Raw genomic sequence first — 19,652 nt, forward strand, 5'->3', positions numbered from 1 at the left:
CTCATCGGCATGTACACGCGGCTCGCGGCGAGCGCGCGCGTGCGGCTCGGCGAAGGCGTCGTGGCGGTGCGCAGCGCGGGCGCCGGCCAGCCGCAGATTCGCGCGACGCCCTACGCCGACGCCTCCGAATTCGTGCGCGACCTGCACGTGCTGATCGATTCGCTCGCGGAACATCACGGCGCGTCGATGTCGATCCTGCGTCTGTCGCCGCTCGCGCGCGCCGCCGAAGTGTTCGGCTTTCATCTCGCGAGTATCGATCTGCGGCAAAGCTCGGATATTCACGAAGCCGTCGTCGGCGAACTGCTTGCGCGCGCGGGCGTGGTGGCGGATTACACCTCGCTTTCCGAAGAGCAAAAGCGCGAAGTGCTGCTGAAGGAACTCGCGCAGCCGCGTCCGCTGCGTCTTCCTTACGCGCAATATTCCGATCTCGCGAAGAGCGAACTCGGCGTGCTCGAAGCGGCGCGCGAGACGCGTCAGAAATTCGGCGCGCGCGCGGTGCGCAACTACATCATCTCGCACACGGAAACCGTCAGCGACTTGCTGGAAGTCATGTTGCTGCAGAAGGAAACCGGCGTGCTGCAAGGCTACCTCGGCGCGAAGGACGATTCCCCGCGCGACGGCCTGATGGTCATTCCGCTCTTCGAGACCATCGCCGACTTGCGCAACGCGCCCGTCATCATGGGCGAGTTCTTCGCGCTGCCGGGCATCGACAAGCTGATCGAGAATCAGGGCAACGAGCAGGAAGTCATGCTCGGCTATTCGGACAGCAACAAGGACGGCGGTTTCCTCACGTCGAACTGGGAGCTGTATCGCGCGGAAGTGGCGCTGGTCGGGCTCTTCAAGGAACACGGCACAACGCTGCGTCTGTTCCACGGTCGCGGCGGCACGGTCGGACGCGGCGGCGGCCCGACCTATCAGGCGATTCTGTCGCAGCCGCCCGGCACCGTCGATGGGCAGATTCGCCTGACCGAGCAAGGCGAAGTGATCGCGAGCAAGTTCGGCAATCCGGAGATCGGGCGGCGCAATCTGGAAACGGTCGTCGCCGCGACGCTCGAAGCATCGCTCTTGCCGCACGAGAACGCGCCCGCGCAACTGCCGCAATTCGAAGCGACGATGCAGACGCTGTCCGATTCCGCGATGGCCGCGTACCGCGCGCTCGTGTACGAGACGCCCGGTTTCACCGACTACTTTTTCCTGTCGACGCCGATTTCGGAGATCGCGGAACTGAACATCGGCAGCCGGCCGGCGTCGCGCAAGCTGCAAGACCCGAAGCAGCGCAAGATCGAAGACCTGCGCGCGATTCCGTGGGGCTTTTCGTGGGGCCAGTGCCGTCTGCTGCTCACGGGCTGGTACGGGTTCGGCAGCGCGGTGACGGCGTATCTCGACCGCGCCGGTTCCGACGATGAACGCGCGAAGCGGCTCGCGACGCTGCGCAAGATGCACAAGACGTGGCCGTTCTTCAAGAACCTGCTGTCGAACATGGACATGGTGCTCGCGAAGACCGATCTCGCGGTGGCGTCCCGTTATGCGCAACTCGTCACCGACAAGAAGCTGCGCAAGACCGTGTTCGACAAGATCGTCGCGGAGCACGAGCGCACCTCGAACGTGCTCGCCGAGATCACGGGAAAAGGCGATCGTCTCGCGGACAACCCGTTGCTCGCGCGCTCGATCAAGAACCGCTTCCCGTATCTCGATCCGCTCAACCACTTGCAGGTGGAACTGCTCAAGCGTCACCGCGCGGGCGACCAGAACGTGCGTTTGCGGCGCGGGATTCACCTGACGATCAACGGGATTGCGGCGGGATTGCGCAATACCGGTTGAGGCCGGACGGCGTCGCGCTTTTTCCGGCGCGACGCCGTTTTCCTTTTAGTCCCTTCGTTTCGCCTCGATCATCATCGCGTCGAGTTCGAACGAGCCATCCTCCTTCACGCCGAAGTACTGGCGCACTTCATCGGGCGCGCTCTTCCACATTGATCTGATCGCCGTGACGCGCTCGGGCGGCGTGCGCATGCGCGTTACCCACGATTCGAATTCCAGCGGAATGCGCCAGCGTTGCGCGATGTGCGCGTCGAAGCCGGCGGCGTCGAGCATCGCGATCCATTCGTCGGCGCGATAGTCGCGGATGTGCGACGCATCGCGCAGGATTTCAATGGCCTGAATGTGCGTGTCGTAGAGCGGATCGTCGATACCCGCGATATCGATGAATTTCAGCCGGCCGCCCGGTTTCAGCACGCGACGCACTTCGGAAAGCGCCGCCGGCACGTCGCGCCAGTGATGCGCGCTCATGCGGCTCATCGCCCAGTCGAAGCTGGCGTCGGCGAACGGCAGCGCTTCGGCCGCGCCCTGCTGCGTGCGGATCGTCGTCAGGCCGCGCTCCTTCGCGGCCGCCTCGACTGTCGCGAGCATCTGCGGCGCGATGTCGTACGCCACCACCTCGCGCACGTGCGGCGCGATCGCAAAACTCGCGTGACCCGCGCCGCAACCCATGTCCAGCACGGTCGCGTTGCCGCACGTGGCCGCGAAAGTCGCGCTGAGATTCTGCAGATCCGCGCCGCTCGCGTGGACGGCGCTCGTGAGATAGGCGGCAGCGGTGCTGCCGAACGCGTCTGCGACCTGGTCGTGGTGTTTCATTACGGTCTCCGCTTGGGTGTGGGGAAGTCTGTTCAGTACAATAAAGCCCGCCTTGTACCAGTACAAGTTATGTAGTTATTCTGGTATGCACACCACCTGCCACGCATGAACCCCGCCGACAAGAACGAATCCCTCGCCGAAACGCCCGCGCACGCGCTCGGCGAGTTCATCCGCGCGCACCGCGAACGGCTTTCGCCGCAGGCCGTCGGCCTCGCGCCCGGTCCGCGGCGGCGCACGCCCGGGCTGCGCCGCGAGGAAGTCGCGCAACTGTGCGGCGTGAGTCCGACCTGGTACACGTGGATCGAGCAAGGCCGCCCCGTATCCGCTTCCGCGGATGCCCTCGCGCGCATCGCCGTCGCGCTGCAATTGTCGCGCGCCGAGCGCGCCTATCTCTTCGAACTCGCCGCCCAGCGCGATCCCTCCGAACCGGACCCCGCATCGCAAGACGCGCCCGCCGCGTTGCTCCAGACCGTCGGGCTCATCGGCGCGCCCGCCTACGTGCTCGATCGCCAGTGGAACGCGCTGCGCTGGAACGAGCACGCGTCGGCGTTGTTCGTCGGCTGGCTCGATGGCGCGCATGACCGCAATCTGCTCACTTACACGTTCACGTCGCCGGCCGCGCGCGAGTTGATCGTCGACTGGGAAACGCGCGCGCGGCGTCTCGCGGCCGAATTCCGCGCCGATTCGATCCGTCATCTGAACGACGCGCCGACCCGCGCGCTCATCGACGATCTGAGCGCCGCGAGCGATGCCTTCGCGCGCTACTGGGCGTCGCAGGACGTGTTCGAGCGCGAAGGCGGCGAGCGCGCGTTCAATCATCCGGCGCGCGGGCGCGTCGTGTTCAATCAGATCACGTTCAAGCCCGCGCATCGGGAGGATTTGAAGCTCGTCATCCTCGTCGGGAACGAATGACACAACTGTTAAAATCGTAGACTTCCGGCTTGAGAAAAGCCGCCTCAACCGCCACTGCACATCACCATGACGTCCCAACTCCACAAAAAAGGCGAAGCCTGGTCGGCTCGCTTCTCCGAGCCGATGTCGGAACTCGTCAAGCGCTACACGTCGTCGGTGTTCTTCGACAACCGGCTCGCGCTCGTCGACATTCAAGGCTCGCTCGCGCACGCATCGATGCTCGCGGCGCAGAAGATCATCGGCGCCGACGATCTCGCCGCCATCGAGCGCGGCATGGCGCAGATCAAGGGCGAAATCGAGCGCGGCGAGTTCGAGTGGAAGCTGGATCTGGAAGACGTGCATCTGAACATCGAGGCGCGCCTGACCGCGTTGATCGGCGATGCCGGCAAGCGCCTGCACACCGGCCGCTCGCGCAACGATCAGGTCGCGACCGACATTCGCCTGTGGCTGCGCGGCGAAATCGACCGGATCGGCGATCTGCTGAAGGATTTGCGCGTCGCGCTCATCGACATGGCGGAGAAGCACGCCGGCACCATCATGCCGGGCTTCACGCACTTGCAGGTGGCGCAGCCGGTCACGTTCGGCCATCACCTTCTGGCCTATGTCGAAATGTTCTCGCGCGACGCCGAACGCATGCGCGATCTGCGTCGGCGCGTGAACCGCCTGCCGCTGGGCGCGGCGGCGCTCGCCGGCACGAGCTACCCGATCGACCGTCACGCGGTCGCGAAAACGCTCGGCTTCGACGGCATCTGCGCGAATTCGCTCGACGCGGTGTCGGACCGCGACTTCGCGATCGAATTCACGGCGGCGGCCGCGCTCGTCATGACGCACGTGTCGCGCTTCTCCGAGGAACTCGTGCTGTGGATGAGCCCGCGCGTCGGCTTCATCGATCTGGCGGACCGTTTCTGCACGGGTTCGTCGATCATGCCGCAGAAGAAGAACCCCGACGTGCCCGAACTCGCGCGCGGCAAGACCGGGCGCGTGAACGGCCACCTGATGGCGCTTCTCACGCTGATGAAAGGCCAGCCGCTCGCGTACAACAAGGACAATCAGGAAGACAAGGAGCCGCTGTTCGATACCGTCGATACCGTCGCGGACACGCTGCGCATTTTCGCGGAAATGGCGGCGGGCATCACCGTGAAACCGGACGCGATGCGCGCCGCGGCGCTGCAAGGTTTTGCGACCGCAACCGATCTCGCGGACTATCTCGTGAAGCGCGGCCTGCCCTTTCGCGACGCGCACGAAGCGGTCGCGCACGCGGTGCGCATCTGCGACGATCGCGGCTGCGATATCGCGGACCTGTCGCTCGACGCGATGCGCATCGAACTGCCGAACGTCGCGCATCTGATCGGCGAGGACGTGTTCGAGTATCTGACGCTCGAAGGCTCGGTCGCGAGCCGCAATCATCCGGGCGGCACCGCGCCGGATCAGGTGCGCGCGGCGGCGCAGGCGGCCCGCGCGGCGCTTTGATCGCAATGCCTGGCTGCTGATCCCCGAAGGCCGTTCGTAAGAGCGGCCTTTTTCGTTTCTGGACGCGATGCGCGGCATTTTCGAGATAATCGCAAATTGCTCGCGCATTAATCGCGCATTCATCGACAAGCTCGCAAATGATCATTCGCCCCAAGCTCAACTGGTTCCGGCTGCTGTTCGTGTGGCGCGGCTCCGTGCTGCCGCAACTGCTGCCGCGCCTCGGGCTGATCTTCCTGCTGTCGGTCGCGGCGATTTTCATGCACGACCACATGCGCCACTATCCGATTGGGCTCGGCACGCCGCCGTTTGCGCTCGTCGGCATCGCGCTGGCGGTGTTTCTCGGCTTTCGCAATGGCGCGAGTTACGAGCGCTGGTGGGAAGGCCGCAGGCTGTGGGGCGCGCTGCTCAATACTTCGCGCGCGCTGGCGCAGCAGGTGCTGTCGTTGCCGGAGAAGCCCGACCGCGCGCAGTCGCGACGCCTTCTCGCCGCGCTGGGCGGACTGTCTCACGCGTTGAGGCATCAATTGCGCGGCACCGATGCGCTCGCCGATCTCGCGCCCCGCCTGCCACCCGAGCTGCACGCGCGCGTGGCCGCCGCGCAGTTTCGACCCGCGCTGATTCTGGTCTGGCTCGGCGAATGGGTTGCCGAGCGCAAACGCGAAGGTGTGCTCGACGGCTATGCGGTGCTCGCGATTCAGCACAATCTGAACGCGCTTTCGGACGTGATCGGCGGATGCGAGCGCATCGCGTCGACGCCGCTGCCCTTCTCATACTCGGTGATGATTCACCGCACGATCTACCTCTTCTGCGTGATGCTGCCGTTCGGACTCGTCGATGGCGCCGGTCTGCTCACGCCGCTTTTCGCGCTGCTCGTCGCATATGCATTCATGGCGCTGGAGGCGATCGCCGCGCAGATCGAAGATCCATTCGGTCTCGAAGAGAACGATCTCGCGCTGAACGCGATGTGCGACACGATCGAAGCCGCGCTGCACGACATGGCGGCCGATCCCGAATTTCCGATGCCGCCGCGGCCCGTCACGTCTTCACGCGAATTCATCCTCGACTGATTTCTATCGATTATTTGCCTTCAGCAAAGGCAATTCCGTCGAATCGTTCTTTCGTAAAACGACACAGTCAGTTTCGGGACAGCGGGTGCTGCGCGCATACGACATCGTTCATAATCGTGCGCAGTCATCAAGGAGAAATTGTTTTGAAACTGTTCTACAAGGCAGGCGCCTGTTCCCTCGCTTCGCACATCGCTCTCGAAGAATCCGGACTCCCTTACGAAATCGAAGCCGTCGATCTCAAGACCAAGCTCACCGCGAGCGGCGCGGATTTCACCAAGATCAACGCGAAGGGCTACGTGCCCGCGCTTCTGCTCGACGGCGGCGAACTGCTGACCGAAGGCCCCGCGATCATGCAATACATCGCCGATCAGGTTCCGGCGAAGCATCTCGCACCGCTCAACGACGCGATGGCGCGCTATCGCCTGCAAGGCTGGCTCACGTTCATCGGCACGGAATTGCACAAGAACTTCTCGCCGTTCTTCAACCCGGCCGCGAGCAGCGACTGGAAAGCCGCGGCGATGGCCAACCTCGAACGCCGTCTCGCTTACGTCGCGCAGCAGGTCGACGACAAGCAGTTCCTGCTCGGCAACGAGTTCAGCATCGGCGATGCGTATCTCTTCACCGTGCTCGGCTGGGCCACGCATATCGATCTCGATCTCGGCAAGTGGCCGGCGCTTGTCGCGTATCAGGAGCGTGTCGGTGCACGTCCGGGCGTGCGGGCCGCGCTCAAGGCCGAAGGCCTGATCTGAGGCTACGAGGTCCCGGACCAGGCCGCGCGGCGCACGTGCGGTCGAAGCATCCTGCCATCCACAGGATGCTTGCATTTAGCAAAGCAAGCTCCAACAGCGGGATAGTCGGGCATCCGTAATAAGTCCGGCGATGCCCGTCTTTCAACCGCGCGGTTTTCTCTCGAATCGCGTTCCGATCGCCAGCGCCGCGGCTCACTGCCGCACGCAATCGACGAAATACTCGATGCGCCCGTTGATCATCTCGCCGACCAGACCGTGGATGTCCGTATGGAAGCCCGGGAAACGCTCGTTGAACTCGCGCGCGAAACGCAGATAATCGACGATCGTGCGATTGAAACGCTCGCCCGGAATCAGGAGCGGAATGCCCGGCGGATACGGCGTCAGAAGGATCGACGTCACGCGCCCTTCCAGTTCGTCGATAGGCACGCGATCGATCTCGCGGTGCGCGAGCTTGGCGAACGCCTCTGACGGTTTCATCGCCGGCTCCATGCTCGACAGATACATCTCGGTCGTCAGGCGCGCGATATTGTTCGCGCGATAGACGCTGTGAATCTGCTCGCACAGATCGCGCAAGCCGATGCGCTCATACGACGGATGCTGCGCGACGAACTCCGGCAGCACGCGCCACAACGGCTGATTGTTGTCGTAGTCGTCCTTGAACTGCTGGAGTTCCGTGACCATCGAGTTCCAGCGGCCCTTGGTGATGCCGATCGTGAACATGATGAAGAACGAGTAAAGCCCCGTCTTCTCCACGATGATGCCGTGCTCCGCCAGATACTTCGTGACGATCGCGGCCGGAATGCCCGACTCGCCGAACTCGCCGTCCACGTTCAGCCCGGGCGTGATGATCGTCGCCTTGATCGGGTCGAGCATGTTGAAGCCTTCGGCGAGCGGGCCGAAACCGTGCCAGCGGTCGTTGGGCTTCAGAACCCAGTCCTCGCGGTCGCCGATGCCCTCTTCCGCGAGCGCGTCCGGTCCCCAGACCTTGAAGAACCAGTCGTCGCCGTATTCGTCATCGACCTTGCGCATCGCGCGGCGGAAATCGAGCGCCTCCGCAATCGACTCTTCCACGAGCGCCTCGCCGCCCGGCGCTTCCATCATCGCGGCCGCGACGTCGCACGACGCGATGATCGCGTATTGCGGCGACGTCGACGTGTGCATCAGATACGCCTCGTTGAAGCGATGACGGTCGAAGGTGCTGTTCTCGCTGTCCTGCACGAGAATCTGCGACGCCTGCGAGATGCCCGCGAGCAGCTTGTGCGTGGAATGCGTCGCGAACACGAGCGCGCCGGTGCGCGGACGGCCCGCGCCGATCGCGTGCATGTCCTGATAGAACGAGTGGAACTCGGCGTGCGGCAACCAGGCTTCGTCGAAGTGCAGCGTGTCGAGCATGTCGCCGAGCAGATCCTTGATCATTTCGACGTTGTAGACGACGCCGTCGTAGGTGCTCTGCGTGATCGTCAGAATGCGCGGCTTGACCTTCGGGTTCTTCGCCAGCGCTTCGCGCGCGAACGGATTCGCCTCGATCTTCCTGCGGATATTCTCCGGCTTGAACTCGTCGCGCGGAATCGGCCCGATGATGCCGAAGTGATTGCGCGTCGGCGTGAGGAAGACGGGAATCGCGCCGGTCATCGTGATCGCGTGGAGGATCGACTTGTGGCAGTTGCGATCGACCAGCACGATGTCGCCCGGCGCGACGGTCGCATGCCACACGATCTTGTTCGACGTGGACGTACCGTTGGTCACGAAAAAGAGATGATCCGCGCCGAAAATGCGCGCGGCGTTACGCTCGGACGCCGCGACCGGGCCGGTGTGATCCAGCAGTTGCCCCAGTTCCTCGACCGCGTTGCAGACGTCCGCGCGCAGCATGTTTTCGCCGAAGAACTGGTGGAACATCTGCCCGAGCGGATTCTTCAGGAACGCGACGCCGCCCGAGTGCCCCGGGCAGTGCCACGAATACGAACCTTCGTCCGCGTACTGCACGAGTTCCTTGAAGAACGGCGGCGCGAGCGCATCGAGATAAACCTTCGCTTCGCGGATCACGTGACGCGCGACGAATTCCGGCGTGTCCTCGAACATGTGGATGAAGCCGTGCAACTCGCGCAGGATGTCGTTCGGCAAGTGGCGCGAGGTGCGCGTCTCGCCGTACAGGAAGATGGGGATATCCGCGTTGCGGCGGCGCACGGCGTTGATGAACGCACGCAGCGCCACGATCGCCGAGGCGAGTTCCGGTGTATCGCCTTCCACGACGACGTTATCGGCGTAAGGCAACAGTTCGTCGTCATCGATCGACAGGATGAAACACGACGCGCGGCTCGACTGCTGCGCGAACGCGGCGAGATCGCCGTAGCTCGTCAGGCCGAGGACTTCGGCGCCTTCTTTCTCGATCGCCTCGGCAAGTGCCCGGATGCCGGAACCCGAGATGTTCTCGGAGCGAAAGTCTTCGTCGATGATGACGACGGGGAAGCGGAACTTCATGGGGCGAATCTCCAAATGGAAACGACCGCTGCCCGGGAAGCAATCCCGGAGCCAGCGGTCTTTCGACAAGCGTTTGCCGTGTGCGTTGCTAAAAGCGCGGCGACGATCAGGTTTTGGGCAGCGTCACGCCGTGCTGTCCCTGGTACTTCCCGCCGCGATCCGCGTACGACGTCTCACAGATTTCGTCGCTTTCGAAGAACAGGACTTGAGCGACGCCTTCGTTCGCGTAGATTTTGGCAGGCAAAGGTGTCGTATTCGAGAATTCGAGCGTGACATAACCTTCCCATTCCGGCTCGAACGGCGTCACGTTCACGATGATCCCGCAGCGCGCGTAGGTCGACTTGCCGAGACACACCGTCAAGCACGAGCGCGGAATGCGGAAATACTCGACCGTGCGCGCGAGCGCGAAAGAATTCGGCGGAATGATGCAGACATCGCCCTTGAAGTCGACGAACGATTTCTCGTCGAAATTCTTCGGATCGACGATGGTCGAATTGATGTTGGTGAAAATCTTGAATTCGTCGGCGACGCGGATGTCGTAGCCGTAGCTCGACGTGCCGTAGCTCACGATCTTGCGGCCGTCCTCGGTCACGCGCACCTGATCGCGCACGAACGGCTCGATCATTTTGTGCTCTTCGGCCATGCGGCGAATCCACTTGTCGGACTTGATGCTCATAGGGGACGCTACTCAACGGTGAACGGCTCGGGTCTCGCGACCGCCGCCTATGGTGAAACGGGGCATGGCCGGCGGCGGTTTGCACCGCGCGGACCAGACGAAAGCGGGTATTTTACGCGATCGGGCCGCCGCGCCGCGCGCGACGCGAACGGGGCGGCTAGCGCCGGATCACGCCGCAAGCGAGCGCGGGGCCCACGTTATGCGGCGCGTTCGCGTACGGGTCCATTGCTTCGCGATGCAACATGATCGCGCGGGAAATGATCGAGCGCACGCCGTCGAGCGAGACATCGGTCGCCACGATGAAGCCCGTCGCCGCGCCGGTCGCGTCCGCGTGGATATTGCCGAGCTCGCCTTCGAGCCGCGAAACCGTCCTTCTGCGATCCGAAGGCAGCGCGAACACCGGGCTCGCGTCCTGCTCGCTGACCGCGATGCAGTCGCCGCGCTCGTGCACGGTCAGCGCGTGATCGCTGTTCGGCGGCATGTCGGTGAGGTTGTAGGAAACCTGCACGCCGTCCGCGCGCTCGATCAGCGTGACGGTGCCGCGCGTCGCGTTTCCGGGCGTAGGCTGGAGCACCGCGTCCGCGCGCTTTTCGTGATTCTGGAAGAAGAGCCCGCAACCGCTCAGCATGACGCTGCAAGCGGCCATCGCGATCGAGGCGTAAAGCGCCCTTCCGTCGAATCTGTGTCTCATGCGATCCTCTCGACGGCCCGCGCACGCCCAGTGCGTCCGCGTTGCCGTGCATCGAAGGCGACATGATACCGCGAGCCGCATCGCACAAGGCTCGCGCAGATTTGATCGAATGCTCGAAATCAGGTGTTCTGCACGACGATGCTCGGAAACTTCGAGGTCATGTCGCGCTGACGCTCGGCAATCGAGATCGCGACGCGCCGTGCAATCGCGCGATACATCTCCGCGATGCGGCTCTCGGGCTGCGACACCACGGTCGGCTCGCCCGCGTCGGTGCGCTCGCGAATGGCGATATCGAGCGGCAAGGACCCAAGAATCTCGACGCCGTACTCCTTCGCCATGCGCTCGCCGCCGCCCGCGCCGAAGATGTGCTCTTCGTGGCCGCAGTTCGAGCAGATGTGCGTGCTCATGTTCTCGACGATGCCGAGAATCGGAATGCCGACCTTCTCGAACATCTTCAAGCCCTTCTTCGCGTCCAGCAGCGCGATGTCCTGCGGCGTCGTGACGATCACCGCGCCCGTGACCGGCACCTTCTGCGAGAGCGTGAGCTGAATGTCGCCGGTGCCCGGCGGCATGTCGACGACGAGGTAATCGAGATCCTTCCAGTTGGTTTGACGCAGTAATTGTTCGAGCGCGGAAGTGACCATCGGGCCGCGCCAGACCATCGGATTGTCCTGCTCGATCAGAAAGCCGATCGAATTCGCCTGGATGCCGTGGCCTTCGAGCGGATTCATCGTCTGGTTGTCGGGCGATTCGGGACGGCCGGTGATGCCGAGCATCATCGGTAGCGAGGGACCGTAGATGTCCGCGTCCAGCATGCCGACCGATGCGCCCTCGGCCGCGAGCGCGAGCGCGAGATTCGCGGCCGTCGTGCTCTTGCCGACGCCACCCTTGCCCGACGCCACCGCGATGATGTTCTTGACGTTCGGCAGCAGTTTCACGCCGCGCTGCACCGCATGCGCGACGACCTGCGACGAAACGTCCACGTTCACGTTCGCGACGCCGGCAACTTGCCGCAGCGCACCTTCCACTTGTTCGCGGATCGCGCCGAACTGCGTTTTCGCCGGATAGCCGAGCACGACGCTCACCGCGACGTTGGCCCCGTCGACGGCGACATTGCGAATGCTTTTCAGATCAACGAACTTGCGGTTGGTATTCGGATCGGTCAGTGTGGCGAGGGCGGCGTCGATCTTCGCGCGGTCAATGCTCATCGAAACTCCATGGTACGGTTGTTGCTTACGCGCACCGGCGCGCGACAACAAACTGAGGAAATTGAAAATAATTGTTAGCGCGATTGCGTTGTGACGCGCGCGCATTGCACTATGCCGCTGCAAATCTTTCCGGGGACGCATCGCGCCGGGCGGCCGGACGCTTCTCTCAATATTGTAGAGGCTCGCCCGGAGGCTCGTCCGAAGACCCTTTCGCACTGTCGGCCCCATTGGCCGAACGCTTGTTGAATTAAAGGAGCTCGAACATGAATTCTAAGTTGATGACCCGCCTTTCCGTCGTTGCCCTGGTGGGTGCCCTTCTCGCCGGCTGTCAAACGACCCAAGGCACAGACACCGCAGTCGGCACCGGCGCGGGCGCGGCAACCGGCGCGGCGATCGGCGCGATCTTCGGCGGCGGCAAGGGCGCGGCGATCGGCGCGGCAGCTGGCGCGGCGACGGGCGGCATCGTCGGCTACAACTGGCAGTCGATCAAGAACAAGATCTCGGGCGACTCGAAGGGCACCGGCACGAAAGTGACCGAGCAGCAAGACGGCTCGCTCAAGGTGAACATTCCGAACTCGATTTCCTTCGACACGAACAGCTACGCGATCAAGCCGTCGTTCGATCCGGTGCTGAACTCCGTCACGCAGACCATGCAGCAGCATCCGGAACTGATCGCGAGCGTGATCGGCTATACGGATAACACGGGTCAGCCGGCGTACAACCAGACGCTCTCGCAGAACCGCGCGCAGAGCGTCGCGTCGTACATCGCGACGCATGGCGTCGCCGGACAGCGCCTTGCGGCGTCGGGCATGGGCCAGAATCAGCCGATCGCGGACAACTCGACGGAAGCCGGCCGCGCCGAAAACCGTCGCGTGGAAATCTATCTGCGCGCCACGGCGCAGCCGGGTCAATCTCAGTAAGCGCCTGATTTAAAAGAGGATCGTGCCGCCGCACAGGCGGTGGCCGAACATGGAACGAGCGGCGTCCAGTCGCCTCAAAAAAATTTGAACCTTGGACGCAATACCGCTGTCTGTCCTTACGGTAGGTGGATGGCGACGCCATCACCTGCCATTCTCCTCTTGTCGTTGTTGCTCCGGGGCCCGATTGGACCCCGGTTTTTTTTGGCCGCTCGGAATGCAATTTCCGCGCTTCGCCCCACGCCACCTGCCCTCACGGATCATTTCGTTGGCGAGCAGGCAACGTCACGACCGATTACGCTTTCTCTGGCTTCGACGCCATCGGCACTTCGCGCCTTTATAGCCGCGACATAACAGCGATTCGCACCGCGCGACCACAAGTCTGCCCGCCTGTCCCCTCCCTGCTAAAATCGAAGCCCGCCTTTTTTCACAACCCCAAGCACTCCCACCGGGCCGCGCCTTTATGTCAGCACCGATTTCAGCCACTGCCCCCGCCGCGCCTGCCGCCCAAAACGGCGGCCGCCAGGTCCTCGTCACGTCCGCGTTGCCGTATGCGAACGGTCAGATTCATATCGGCCACATGGTCGAGTACATTCAGACGGATATCTGGGTTCGGACGCTGCGAATGCATGGCCACGAGGTCTACTACGTCGGCGCGGACGACACCCACGGCACGCCGGTCATGCTGCGCGCCGAGAAGGAAGGCATCACGCCGAAACAGCTGATCGAGCGCGTGTGGAAAGAGCACAAGCGCGATTTCGACAGCTTCGGCATCTCGTTCGACAACTACTATTCGACCGATGCCGAGGAAAACCGCGTCCTCTGCAATACGATCTACGGCGCGCTCCAGCAAGCAGGCCTGATCGAGGCGCGCGACATTGAACAAGCCTACGATCCAGTGAAGGAAATGTTCCTGCCGGACCGTTTCATCAAGGGCGAGTGCCCGAAGTGCGGCGCCAAGGATCAGTACGGCGACAACTGCGAAGTCTGCGGCTCGACCTATCAGCCGACCGAACTCATCAATCCGTATTCGGTCGTCTCGGGCGCGACGCCCATCCGCAAGACATCGACGCACTACTTCTTCAAGCTCTCCGACCCGCGCTGCGAGGAATTCCTGCGCGCCTGGGTGAGCGGTCTCGCGCAGCCCGAAGCCACCAACAAAATGCGCGAATGGCTGGGCGACAAGGGCGAAGCCAAGCTCGCCGACTGGGACATTTCGCGCGACGCGCCGTACTTCGGCTTCGAAATTCCCGGTGCGCCGGGCAAGTACTTCTACGTCTGGGTCGATGCCCCTGTCGGCTATTACGCGAGCTTCAAGAATCTCGCGGACCGCATTGGCGTGGATTTCGGCGAATGGGTGAAGCCCGGCTCGAAGGCCGAGCAGTATCACTTCATCGGCAAGGACATTCTGTATTTCCATACGCTGTTCTGGCCGGCGATGCTCGAATTCTCCGGCCATCGCACGCCGACGAACGTGTTCGCGCACGGCTTTCTGACCGTCGACGGCGCGAAAATGTCGAAGTCGCGCGGCACGTTCATCACCGCGCAGAGCGTGATCGACACGGGCATCAATCCCGAGTGGCTGCGCTACTACTTCGCCGCGAAGCTCAACAGCACGATGGAAGACATCGACCTGAACCTCGACGATTTCCAGGCGCGCGTGAACAGCGATCTCGTCGGCAAGTACGTGAACATCGCGAGCCGCGCGGCGGGCTTTCTCATCAAGCGCTTCGACGGCCGCGTGCAAGATAGCGCGATGCATCATCCGCTGATCGCGCAACTGCGTTCGGCGGTTCCGCAGATCGCCGACTACTACGAGTCGCGCGAATACGGCCGCGCGCTGCGCACGACGATGGAACTCGCCGATACCGTCAACGCCTACGTCGATACCGCGAAGCCGTGGGACCAGGCGAAGGACCCGGCGAACGCCGTTGCGCTGCACGAAACCTGCAGCGTGAGCCTCGAAGCGTTCCGCCTGCTGTCGCTCGCGCTGAAGCCGGTTCTGCCGAAGCTGGTGGAATCGGTGGAATCGTTCCTCGGCATCGCGCCGCTCGTCTGGGCCGATGCCGCCAGGCCGCTGTCGTCGGCCAGCGCGATCAACGCGTACAAGCATCTGACGACGCGCGTCGATCCGAAGCAGATCGAGGCGTTGCTGGCCGCGAATCGCGAATCGCTGCAAACGGGCGCGGACGCCGCGGCCGTCGCGGCTCCGGCAAAGGCTGCGGCGAAAGCGCCAGCGAAGAAAGAGGAAGAGCCGGGCGTGATCTCGATCGACGACTTCGCGAAGATTGATCTGCGTATCGCGAAAATCGTCGATTGCAAGGCCGTCGAGGGTTCCGACAAGCTGCTGCAACTCACGCTCGATATCGGCGAGGACAAGACGCGCAATGTGTTCTCGGGCATCCAGTCGGCGTATCAGCCGCAGGATCTGATCGGCAAGCTGACCGTGATGGTCGTGAACCTCGCACCGCGCAAGATGAAGTTCGGTCTATCGGAAGGGATGGTGCTGGCGGCGTCCGCCACGGATGAAAAAGCCGAACCGGGCCTTTACATTCTCGAACCGCATAGCGGCGCGAAGCCGGGCATGCGGGTGAAGTAAGGCGCCGCATCGAAACGGCAGTTCGACAACACGAAGGGCACGCGAATCGCGTGCCCTTCGTGTTTGCAGGCGCGTGAGTTCAGTCCGCCTCCGGCGGCGATGGGTCCGCCGCCGAAGCGCCCGACGGCGCCGACGCGGAATCCGCCGCCGACGCCCGCGCAGCCGACGTAGACGACGACCACAGCCGCGACCAGCGATTGAATCGCCGCGTATAGGAAAGATCGACGCCCTGATACGTCCCGCCATAGACCGTCACGGCCCAGAACCGCGACAGGCTCAGCGTCGCCTTGACCGCGTTGCTCGCCGATTGCAGGCCTTGCTCGTAGCCGATCACGAGCCGCTCGTTGATCGCCTTCGACAGCAGCACGACTTGCGGATCGGTCAGGCCCACTTCGCTCGATCCGACGGTGAACTCGTCCAGCCCGACCGTCTGCGCGATCTTCGCGCCGCCCTTGCTGCCGAGCAACGCGAGCGCGCTCGTCATCGCGCTCTGCTGACCGACGTTGTTGCCCTGATCCGTGCCGTGGCCGAACAGCATCCACGAGAGCTTTTCGTTGTCGGGCACGCTCGGCTCGGAGATCAGCTTGGCGACCGGCGCCTGCACGGTGCCCGTCACCTGCACGCCCGCCTCGACCTCCTGATTGCGCCGCATCGCGAGAATATTGAGGCCCGGATTCGCCACCGGCCCGTTGAACGTGAAGAAGCCGTTCTCGATGTTCAGCTTGCGCCCGAAGGCCGTGTACGACGAACCCGGCGTCGTCACGCGCACGTTGCCGACCGCGCGCAGCGGCATGCCCGGCGCGCTCGTCGCCGTGATGATGCCCGCGAGCCCGAGATCCGCGCCCGCGCCCTTGAAGCGAAAGCGCTGGCCGAGATTGATCTCGATGTTCGCGCGCGGCGTGAACGGCCCGACCGGCCTTTCGGTGGCGGCCGCGATCTTCTGGTTATCGCCCTTGATCGTGCCGTCGGGGCGCTCGATCACGACATCGTCGCCGAGAGAGGGCGCGGACGATTCCGGCAGATCGATGAGCGCGTGATCGACGGTGAACTTGCCATCGATCGCCATGCCGCCCTGCAAGCCCGCGTTCGCGATCGTCGCCTTGCCGGACAACATCAGCTCGCGGTCCGGCGACGCGAACAGCTCCAGCTTGTCGGCGATGATGCTCGCGGTCAGATCGGGCTGTTGCTGGTCGAGCCGCACCTTGCCGGTCGCGCGCAACGTGCCGCTTGCGCCATGAAACTCGACGCGCTGCAAGTCGACCAGATTCTCCGACAGCGCGATCCGGATGATGCCGTCCTTCAGTTGCACGCCCTGATCGACGACCGTCGCGGAAATGTTGTCGCCGGTGAGCGAGCCCGACAGATTCGGCTTCGCGACGATGCCCGCGATCACGAGCTTGAGCGCGATCCTGCCGCCGAGCAGATAGTTCGCGCCGAGCAGGCCGCCCGTAGTACGCAACTCGGGAACATTCGCGTCGATGCCGCCGGTGAGCGGCGCGTTGTCGTCGATGGTGAGCATGCCGTCGCGATTGACGAGCGGCGTATGCACGTTCGCATCGATCACGCCGATGCGGCTCGCCTGCGCGTGCAGCGTCGCGTTCAGCCGATTGCCGTTGCTGAAATCCGCGCGCGCCGAAATATCCGCGATACCGAGCGCGGACAGGCCGCGCGTGCCGTCGATCGTCACGTCGCCGGCGCGGCGCTTGACCTGCGCGTAGCCCGTCGCGGTCGCGCCGAGGGTGAAGTTCCAGTCGCCGTCGAAGACGAGATCGGTGCGGATCGGCGGCTCCTCGCCGGTCAATATCTGACGCACTTCGAGCAGATGCTGCACCGACAGGTTCGTGAGCGTGCCGGCCGATTGCAGGCGGCCGTTTTCCATCGCGAACGACTTCAGATTCAGCGCCGCGCCTTCCCCGACGAGCCTCGTCGCGCCGAGCACGAGACGCTTCGGACCGTAGCTCACCGAGAGCGGCGATTCGAGATTCAGCGACGGCGTGCCCTTGTTCGACAGCTTCGTGATCGAACCGTCCCAATGCGGGCCGTCGGGCGCATCGGTGAACTTGCCGTTCGCGCCGAGCGCGAGATTCACAGGCTGGCCGCGCACCTTGCCGGCAGCGGTCATGTCGAGCGTGTGATGCGCGCGCGTGCCGTTCAGACTCGCGTCGAGATTCGCAATCTCGACGTCTTGCGTGCTCGCATCGCGCGCCTTCAACGTGAAGACGAGCGCGCCGTTCGCACCGTCGCGGATATCGGCGCGGCCTTCCGCGTGACCGAGCCGGTTCGCGCCGAACACGACGCCATCGGCCTGATAATTCGCCGCGATGTTCGGATGCGCGATCGAGCCGGTCAGATCGCCGTCCGCCTTCACCGTGCCCGCGACGCCGAAGCCGAGCCGTTCGAGCGCGGGCGCATCGACCTTGAAGCGCAACCGGTCGCCGGGCGCGCCGAAACTGCCGTTCAGATCGACGTTATTGCCTGCCACCGACAGCGTCGCCTTGCTCGGCAACAGGCGCGTGCCCGCGACTTGCACGGTGCCCTCGCCCGTCAGCGGCAAATTGTCGTACATGCTGTCGGTGAGCTTGAAGGTCGCCTTGGCCGTGAGCGTCGGCGCGAGTTGCCCCGATGCGGCCAGCGTGCCGTTCACGCGCGCCTGCACGACGCGCGGCGGCGCGGCCGGCTTGCTCGCCGCCTTTGCGCCCTTCTTCACCGGCGCGGACTTTTGCGCGATCAACTGCTGTTGCAGCAGCAGCGGATTGAAATCGACGATCTTCGCCTTCAAGTCGTAGCTCGAATTCGCGTCCTTCTTCAGCACGCCGCTCGCTTCGACGCGGCCCGGGCCGACGGTGAGCTTCACGTCGTCGAGCGTGGTCGCTTTCGGATCGAGCTTCACTTTAGCCTGCGCGCGGATCGCGGCTTTCGGATCGTTCAGGTCGGCTGCGATGCGCTGCGTGTCGCCATCCAATTCGATGCCGATAGGCCCGGCGAAATCGGTCGGGCGCAGCGTCGGCTCGATTGCGTTCAGATCGAGCTTCGCCACTTTCAGGTCGAACTTGCCCTTCCCGCCCGCGAGCGTGCCGCCGCCCGTCACGGTCGCGTTCTTCAGGAGCCGCACGTCGAGATCGGTGATGCTTTGCGCCGACGCGTCGAGCCGCACGTTGGCGTGCGCGTCGATGAGCGGCAACAGCTTTTTGTCGATGGAGCCGGGCTTCGCGTTCACGATCGACACCGGCCCGCTCACGACGAACGCCTTCGGGTCCGCGTCGGCGACAGGCTTCACCTCGGCGCGCACCGCGAGATCGGCCTCGGGCGCGCTCGGGCTGAAGGCCTGCGGATTCACGTGATCGAACGTGACGAGCGCGGATTTGAGCGGCACGTCGGCGAACGGCAGCGCCTCGACATGCGCCTTTCCGTTGAGCTTCATGCCGCTCGCGTCGACATCCGCGATGAGGTCTTCGAGCGATCCGGAGAGCCGCGCGTTCACGTTCACCGTTTCGTTGGCGACCTTGCCGGCATAGCCCGCGTCGCCGGAAAGCGGAAACGGTCGCGCGCCGCCATCGAGCTTCGCCGAGGCCGTCACGGCGCCGAACGGCGTGTCGAGCCGCTGGACCGTCGCTTCGTGATGCTGACCGTCGCTTCGGCCATTGAAGAGCAGATGCGAGAATTCGGTCGTCGTGGCGCCCTGATGCAGGCGCAGTTTCCCGACGGAGAGATCGTTGATCGCGAGTTGAATCGGAATGCGCAGGTCCTTCGGCAGTTCCGTTTTCGTGCTCGGCTCGTTCGACGGCGCAATGCGCGCATCGATCGTCCCGACGTGCAGATAGTCGATCGTGAAGCGCAGCGGATCGCGCGTGAGCGCCCAGCGGCCCGACGCGCTGTCGACCGCGATGTCCGTGCCCTTGCCGTCTTTCCAGCGCACGTCGCGCAGTTGCAGGCCGGTCGCGATCGCGCCGCCGTCGAGCTTGCCGCTCAGTTGCCCTTTGAGCAGCGAAGTGGCCGCGTTCCACGCGTAGCGCGTGCCGCGTTCGGTCGTCAGCACGTAGAGAACCGTGCCGACGGCGATCCCGGCGATCAACACGACGACGAGCGCGAGCACGCCGATCCAGCGCGCGAGACGGCGCCAGCCGCTTCTGCGCGGCGGCGTTTTCTTCGCGCCGCCGTCATCGCCGCCAGCGTTGCCGGGCGGCGGTGTTTCAGCGTCCGCTTGCTTGGTCGGTTCCGTCATGCCAATTCAATTCCCTTCATCGTTCTCACGCG

Annotated in this window: 13 protein-coding genes; 7 read left to right on the forward strand and 6 right to left on the reverse strand. The window is 64.1% G+C overall.

Features of this window, described 5'->3' with window-relative positions; all coding sequences use genetic code 11:
* Nucleotides 1–1,821: phosphoenolpyruvate carboxylase (gene ppc, locus AWB82_RS26620; protein ID WP_086972345.1), on the forward strand; the 1,821-nt coding region annotated here is incomplete at its 5' end.
* A 45-nt stretch (nt 1,822–1,866) separates the two neighbouring features.
* Here ppc and AWB82_RS26625 read toward each other — a convergent pair.
* Nucleotides 1,867–2,631, reverse strand: coding sequence for a class I SAM-dependent methyltransferase (locus AWB82_RS26625; RefSeq protein WP_086972346.1), 765 nt, complete (start codon nt 2,629–2,631; stop codon nt 1,867–1,869).
* A gap of 105 nt (nt 2,632–2,736) precedes the next feature.
* On the opposite strand from AWB82_RS26625, the gene AWB82_RS26630 reads away from it, so the two are divergent.
* From AWB82_RS26630 to gstA, 4 genes are all read left to right on the forward strand, one after another.
* Entirely contained in the window at nt 2,737–3,543 is an 807-nt protein-coding gene (locus tag AWB82_RS26630) for a helix-turn-helix transcriptional regulator (protein WP_086972347.1), read from the forward strand.
* A gap of 66 nt (nt 3,544–3,609) precedes the next feature.
* A complete protein-coding gene (gene argH, locus AWB82_RS26635; protein WP_086972348.1) occupies nt 3,610–5,013 on the forward strand; it encodes an argininosuccinate lyase in 1,404 nt (467 codons plus the stop codon).
* 137 nt (nt 5,014–5,150) lie between these two features.
* Entirely contained in the window at nt 5,151–6,080 is a 930-nt protein-coding gene (locus AWB82_RS26640) for a bestrophin family protein (RefSeq protein WP_086972349.1), read from the forward strand.
* A gap of 143 nt (nt 6,081–6,223) precedes the next feature.
* The gene (gene gstA / locus AWB82_RS26645) at nt 6,224–6,829 is read left to right on the forward strand and encodes a glutathione transferase GstA (RefSeq protein ID WP_086972350.1); all 606 of its coding nucleotides are present in this window, start codon (nt 6,224–6,226) and stop codon (nt 6,827–6,829) included.
* Between the two features lie 192 nt (nt 6,830–7,021).
* Here gstA and AWB82_RS26650 read toward each other — a convergent pair whose 3' ends face one another.
* The 4 genes from AWB82_RS26650 to apbC all read right to left on the reverse strand — a co-directional run bounded on the left by AWB82_RS26650 (nt 7,022) and on the right by apbC (nt 11,882).
* On the reverse strand, nt 7,022–9,307 hold the full coding sequence (locus tag AWB82_RS26650) for an arginine/lysine/ornithine decarboxylase (RefSeq protein ID WP_086972351.1): 2,286 nt from the start codon (nt 9,305–9,307) through the stop codon (nt 7,022–7,024).
* A gap of 106 nt (nt 9,308–9,413) precedes the next feature.
* A complete protein-coding gene (gene dcd / locus AWB82_RS26655; protein ID WP_086972352.1) occupies nt 9,414–9,983 on the reverse strand; it encodes a dCTP deaminase in 570 nt (189 codons plus the stop codon).
* Nucleotides 9,984–10,140: 157 nt separating this feature from the next.
* A complete protein-coding gene (locus AWB82_RS26660; RefSeq protein ID WP_086972353.1) occupies nt 10,141–10,674 on the reverse strand; it encodes a superoxide dismutase family protein in 534 nt (177 codons plus the stop codon).
* Nucleotides 10,675–10,793: 119 nt separating this feature from the next.
* Entirely contained in the window at nt 10,794–11,882 is a 1,089-nt protein-coding gene (apbC, locus tag AWB82_RS26665) for an iron-sulfur cluster carrier protein ApbC (protein WP_086972393.1), read from the reverse strand.
* Nucleotides 11,883–12,145: 263 nt separating this feature from the next.
* Between apbC and AWB82_RS26670 the strand changes: the two genes are divergently transcribed.
* Nucleotides 12,146–12,802, forward strand: coding sequence for an OmpA family protein (locus AWB82_RS26670; protein WP_086972354.1), 657 nt, complete (start codon nt 12,146–12,148; stop codon nt 12,800–12,802).
* Between the two features lie 460 nt (nt 12,803–13,262).
* The gene (gene metG / locus AWB82_RS26675; RefSeq protein ID WP_086972355.1) at nt 13,263–15,398 is read left to right on the forward strand and encodes a methionine--tRNA ligase; all 2,136 of its coding nucleotides are present in this window, start codon (nt 13,263–13,265) and stop codon (nt 15,396–15,398) included.
* A 79-nt stretch (nt 15,399–15,477) separates the two neighbouring features.
* On the opposite strand, the gene AWB82_RS26680 is transcribed toward metG, so the two are convergent.
* The gene (locus AWB82_RS26680; protein ID WP_086972356.1) at nt 15,478–19,620 is read right to left on the reverse strand and encodes a translocation/assembly module TamB domain-containing protein; all 4,143 of its coding nucleotides are present in this window, start codon (nt 19,618–19,620) and stop codon (nt 15,478–15,480) included.
* Nucleotides 19,621–19,652 lie beyond the last annotated feature (32 nt).

Source organism: Caballeronia glebae (genome assembly GCF_001545035.1).
Lineage (GTDB): Bacteria > Pseudomonadota > Gammaproteobacteria > Burkholderiales > Burkholderiaceae > Caballeronia > Caballeronia glebae.

Bases quoted from the DNA above. Each gene is read 5' to 3' on its own strand.
- AWB82_RS26625 (WP_086972346.1), bottom strand. From the start codon at position 2,631: ATGAAACACCACGACCAGGTCGCAGACGCGTTCGGCAGCACCGCTGCC.
- AWB82_RS26630 (WP_086972347.1), top strand. From the start codon at position 2,737: ATGAACCCCGCCGACAAGAACGAATCCCTCGCCGAAACGCCCGCGCAC.
- argH (WP_086972348.1), top strand. From the start codon at position 3,610: ATGACGTCCCAACTCCACAAAAAAGGCGAAGCCTGGTCGGCTCGCTTC.
- AWB82_RS26640 (WP_086972349.1), top strand. From the start codon at position 5,151: ATGATCATTCGCCCCAAGCTCAACTGGTTCCGGCTGCTGTTCGTGTGG.
- AWB82_RS26650 (WP_086972351.1), bottom strand. From the start codon at position 9,307: ATGAAGTTCCGCTTCCCCGTCGTCATCATCGACGAAGACTTTCGCTCC.
- AWB82_RS26680 (WP_086972356.1), bottom strand. From the start codon at position 19,620: ATGACGGAACCGACCAAGCAAGCGGACGCTGAAACACCGCCGCCCGGC.
- dcd (WP_086972352.1), bottom strand. From the start codon at position 9,983: ATGAGCATCAAGTCCGACAAGTGGATTCGCCGCATGGCCGAAGAGCAC.
- apbC (WP_086972393.1), bottom strand. From the start codon at position 11,882: ATGAGCATTGACCGCGCGAAGATCGACGCCGCCCTCGCCACACTGACC.
- AWB82_RS26660 (WP_086972353.1), bottom strand. From the start codon at position 10,674: ATGAGACACAGATTCGACGGAAGGGCGCTTTACGCCTCGATCGCGATG.
- metG (WP_086972355.1), top strand. From the start codon at position 13,263: ATGTCAGCACCGATTTCAGCCACTGCCCCCGCCGCGCCTGCCGCCCAA.
- AWB82_RS26670 (WP_086972354.1), top strand. From the start codon at position 12,146: ATGAATTCTAAGTTGATGACCCGCCTTTCCGTCGTTGCCCTGGTGGGT.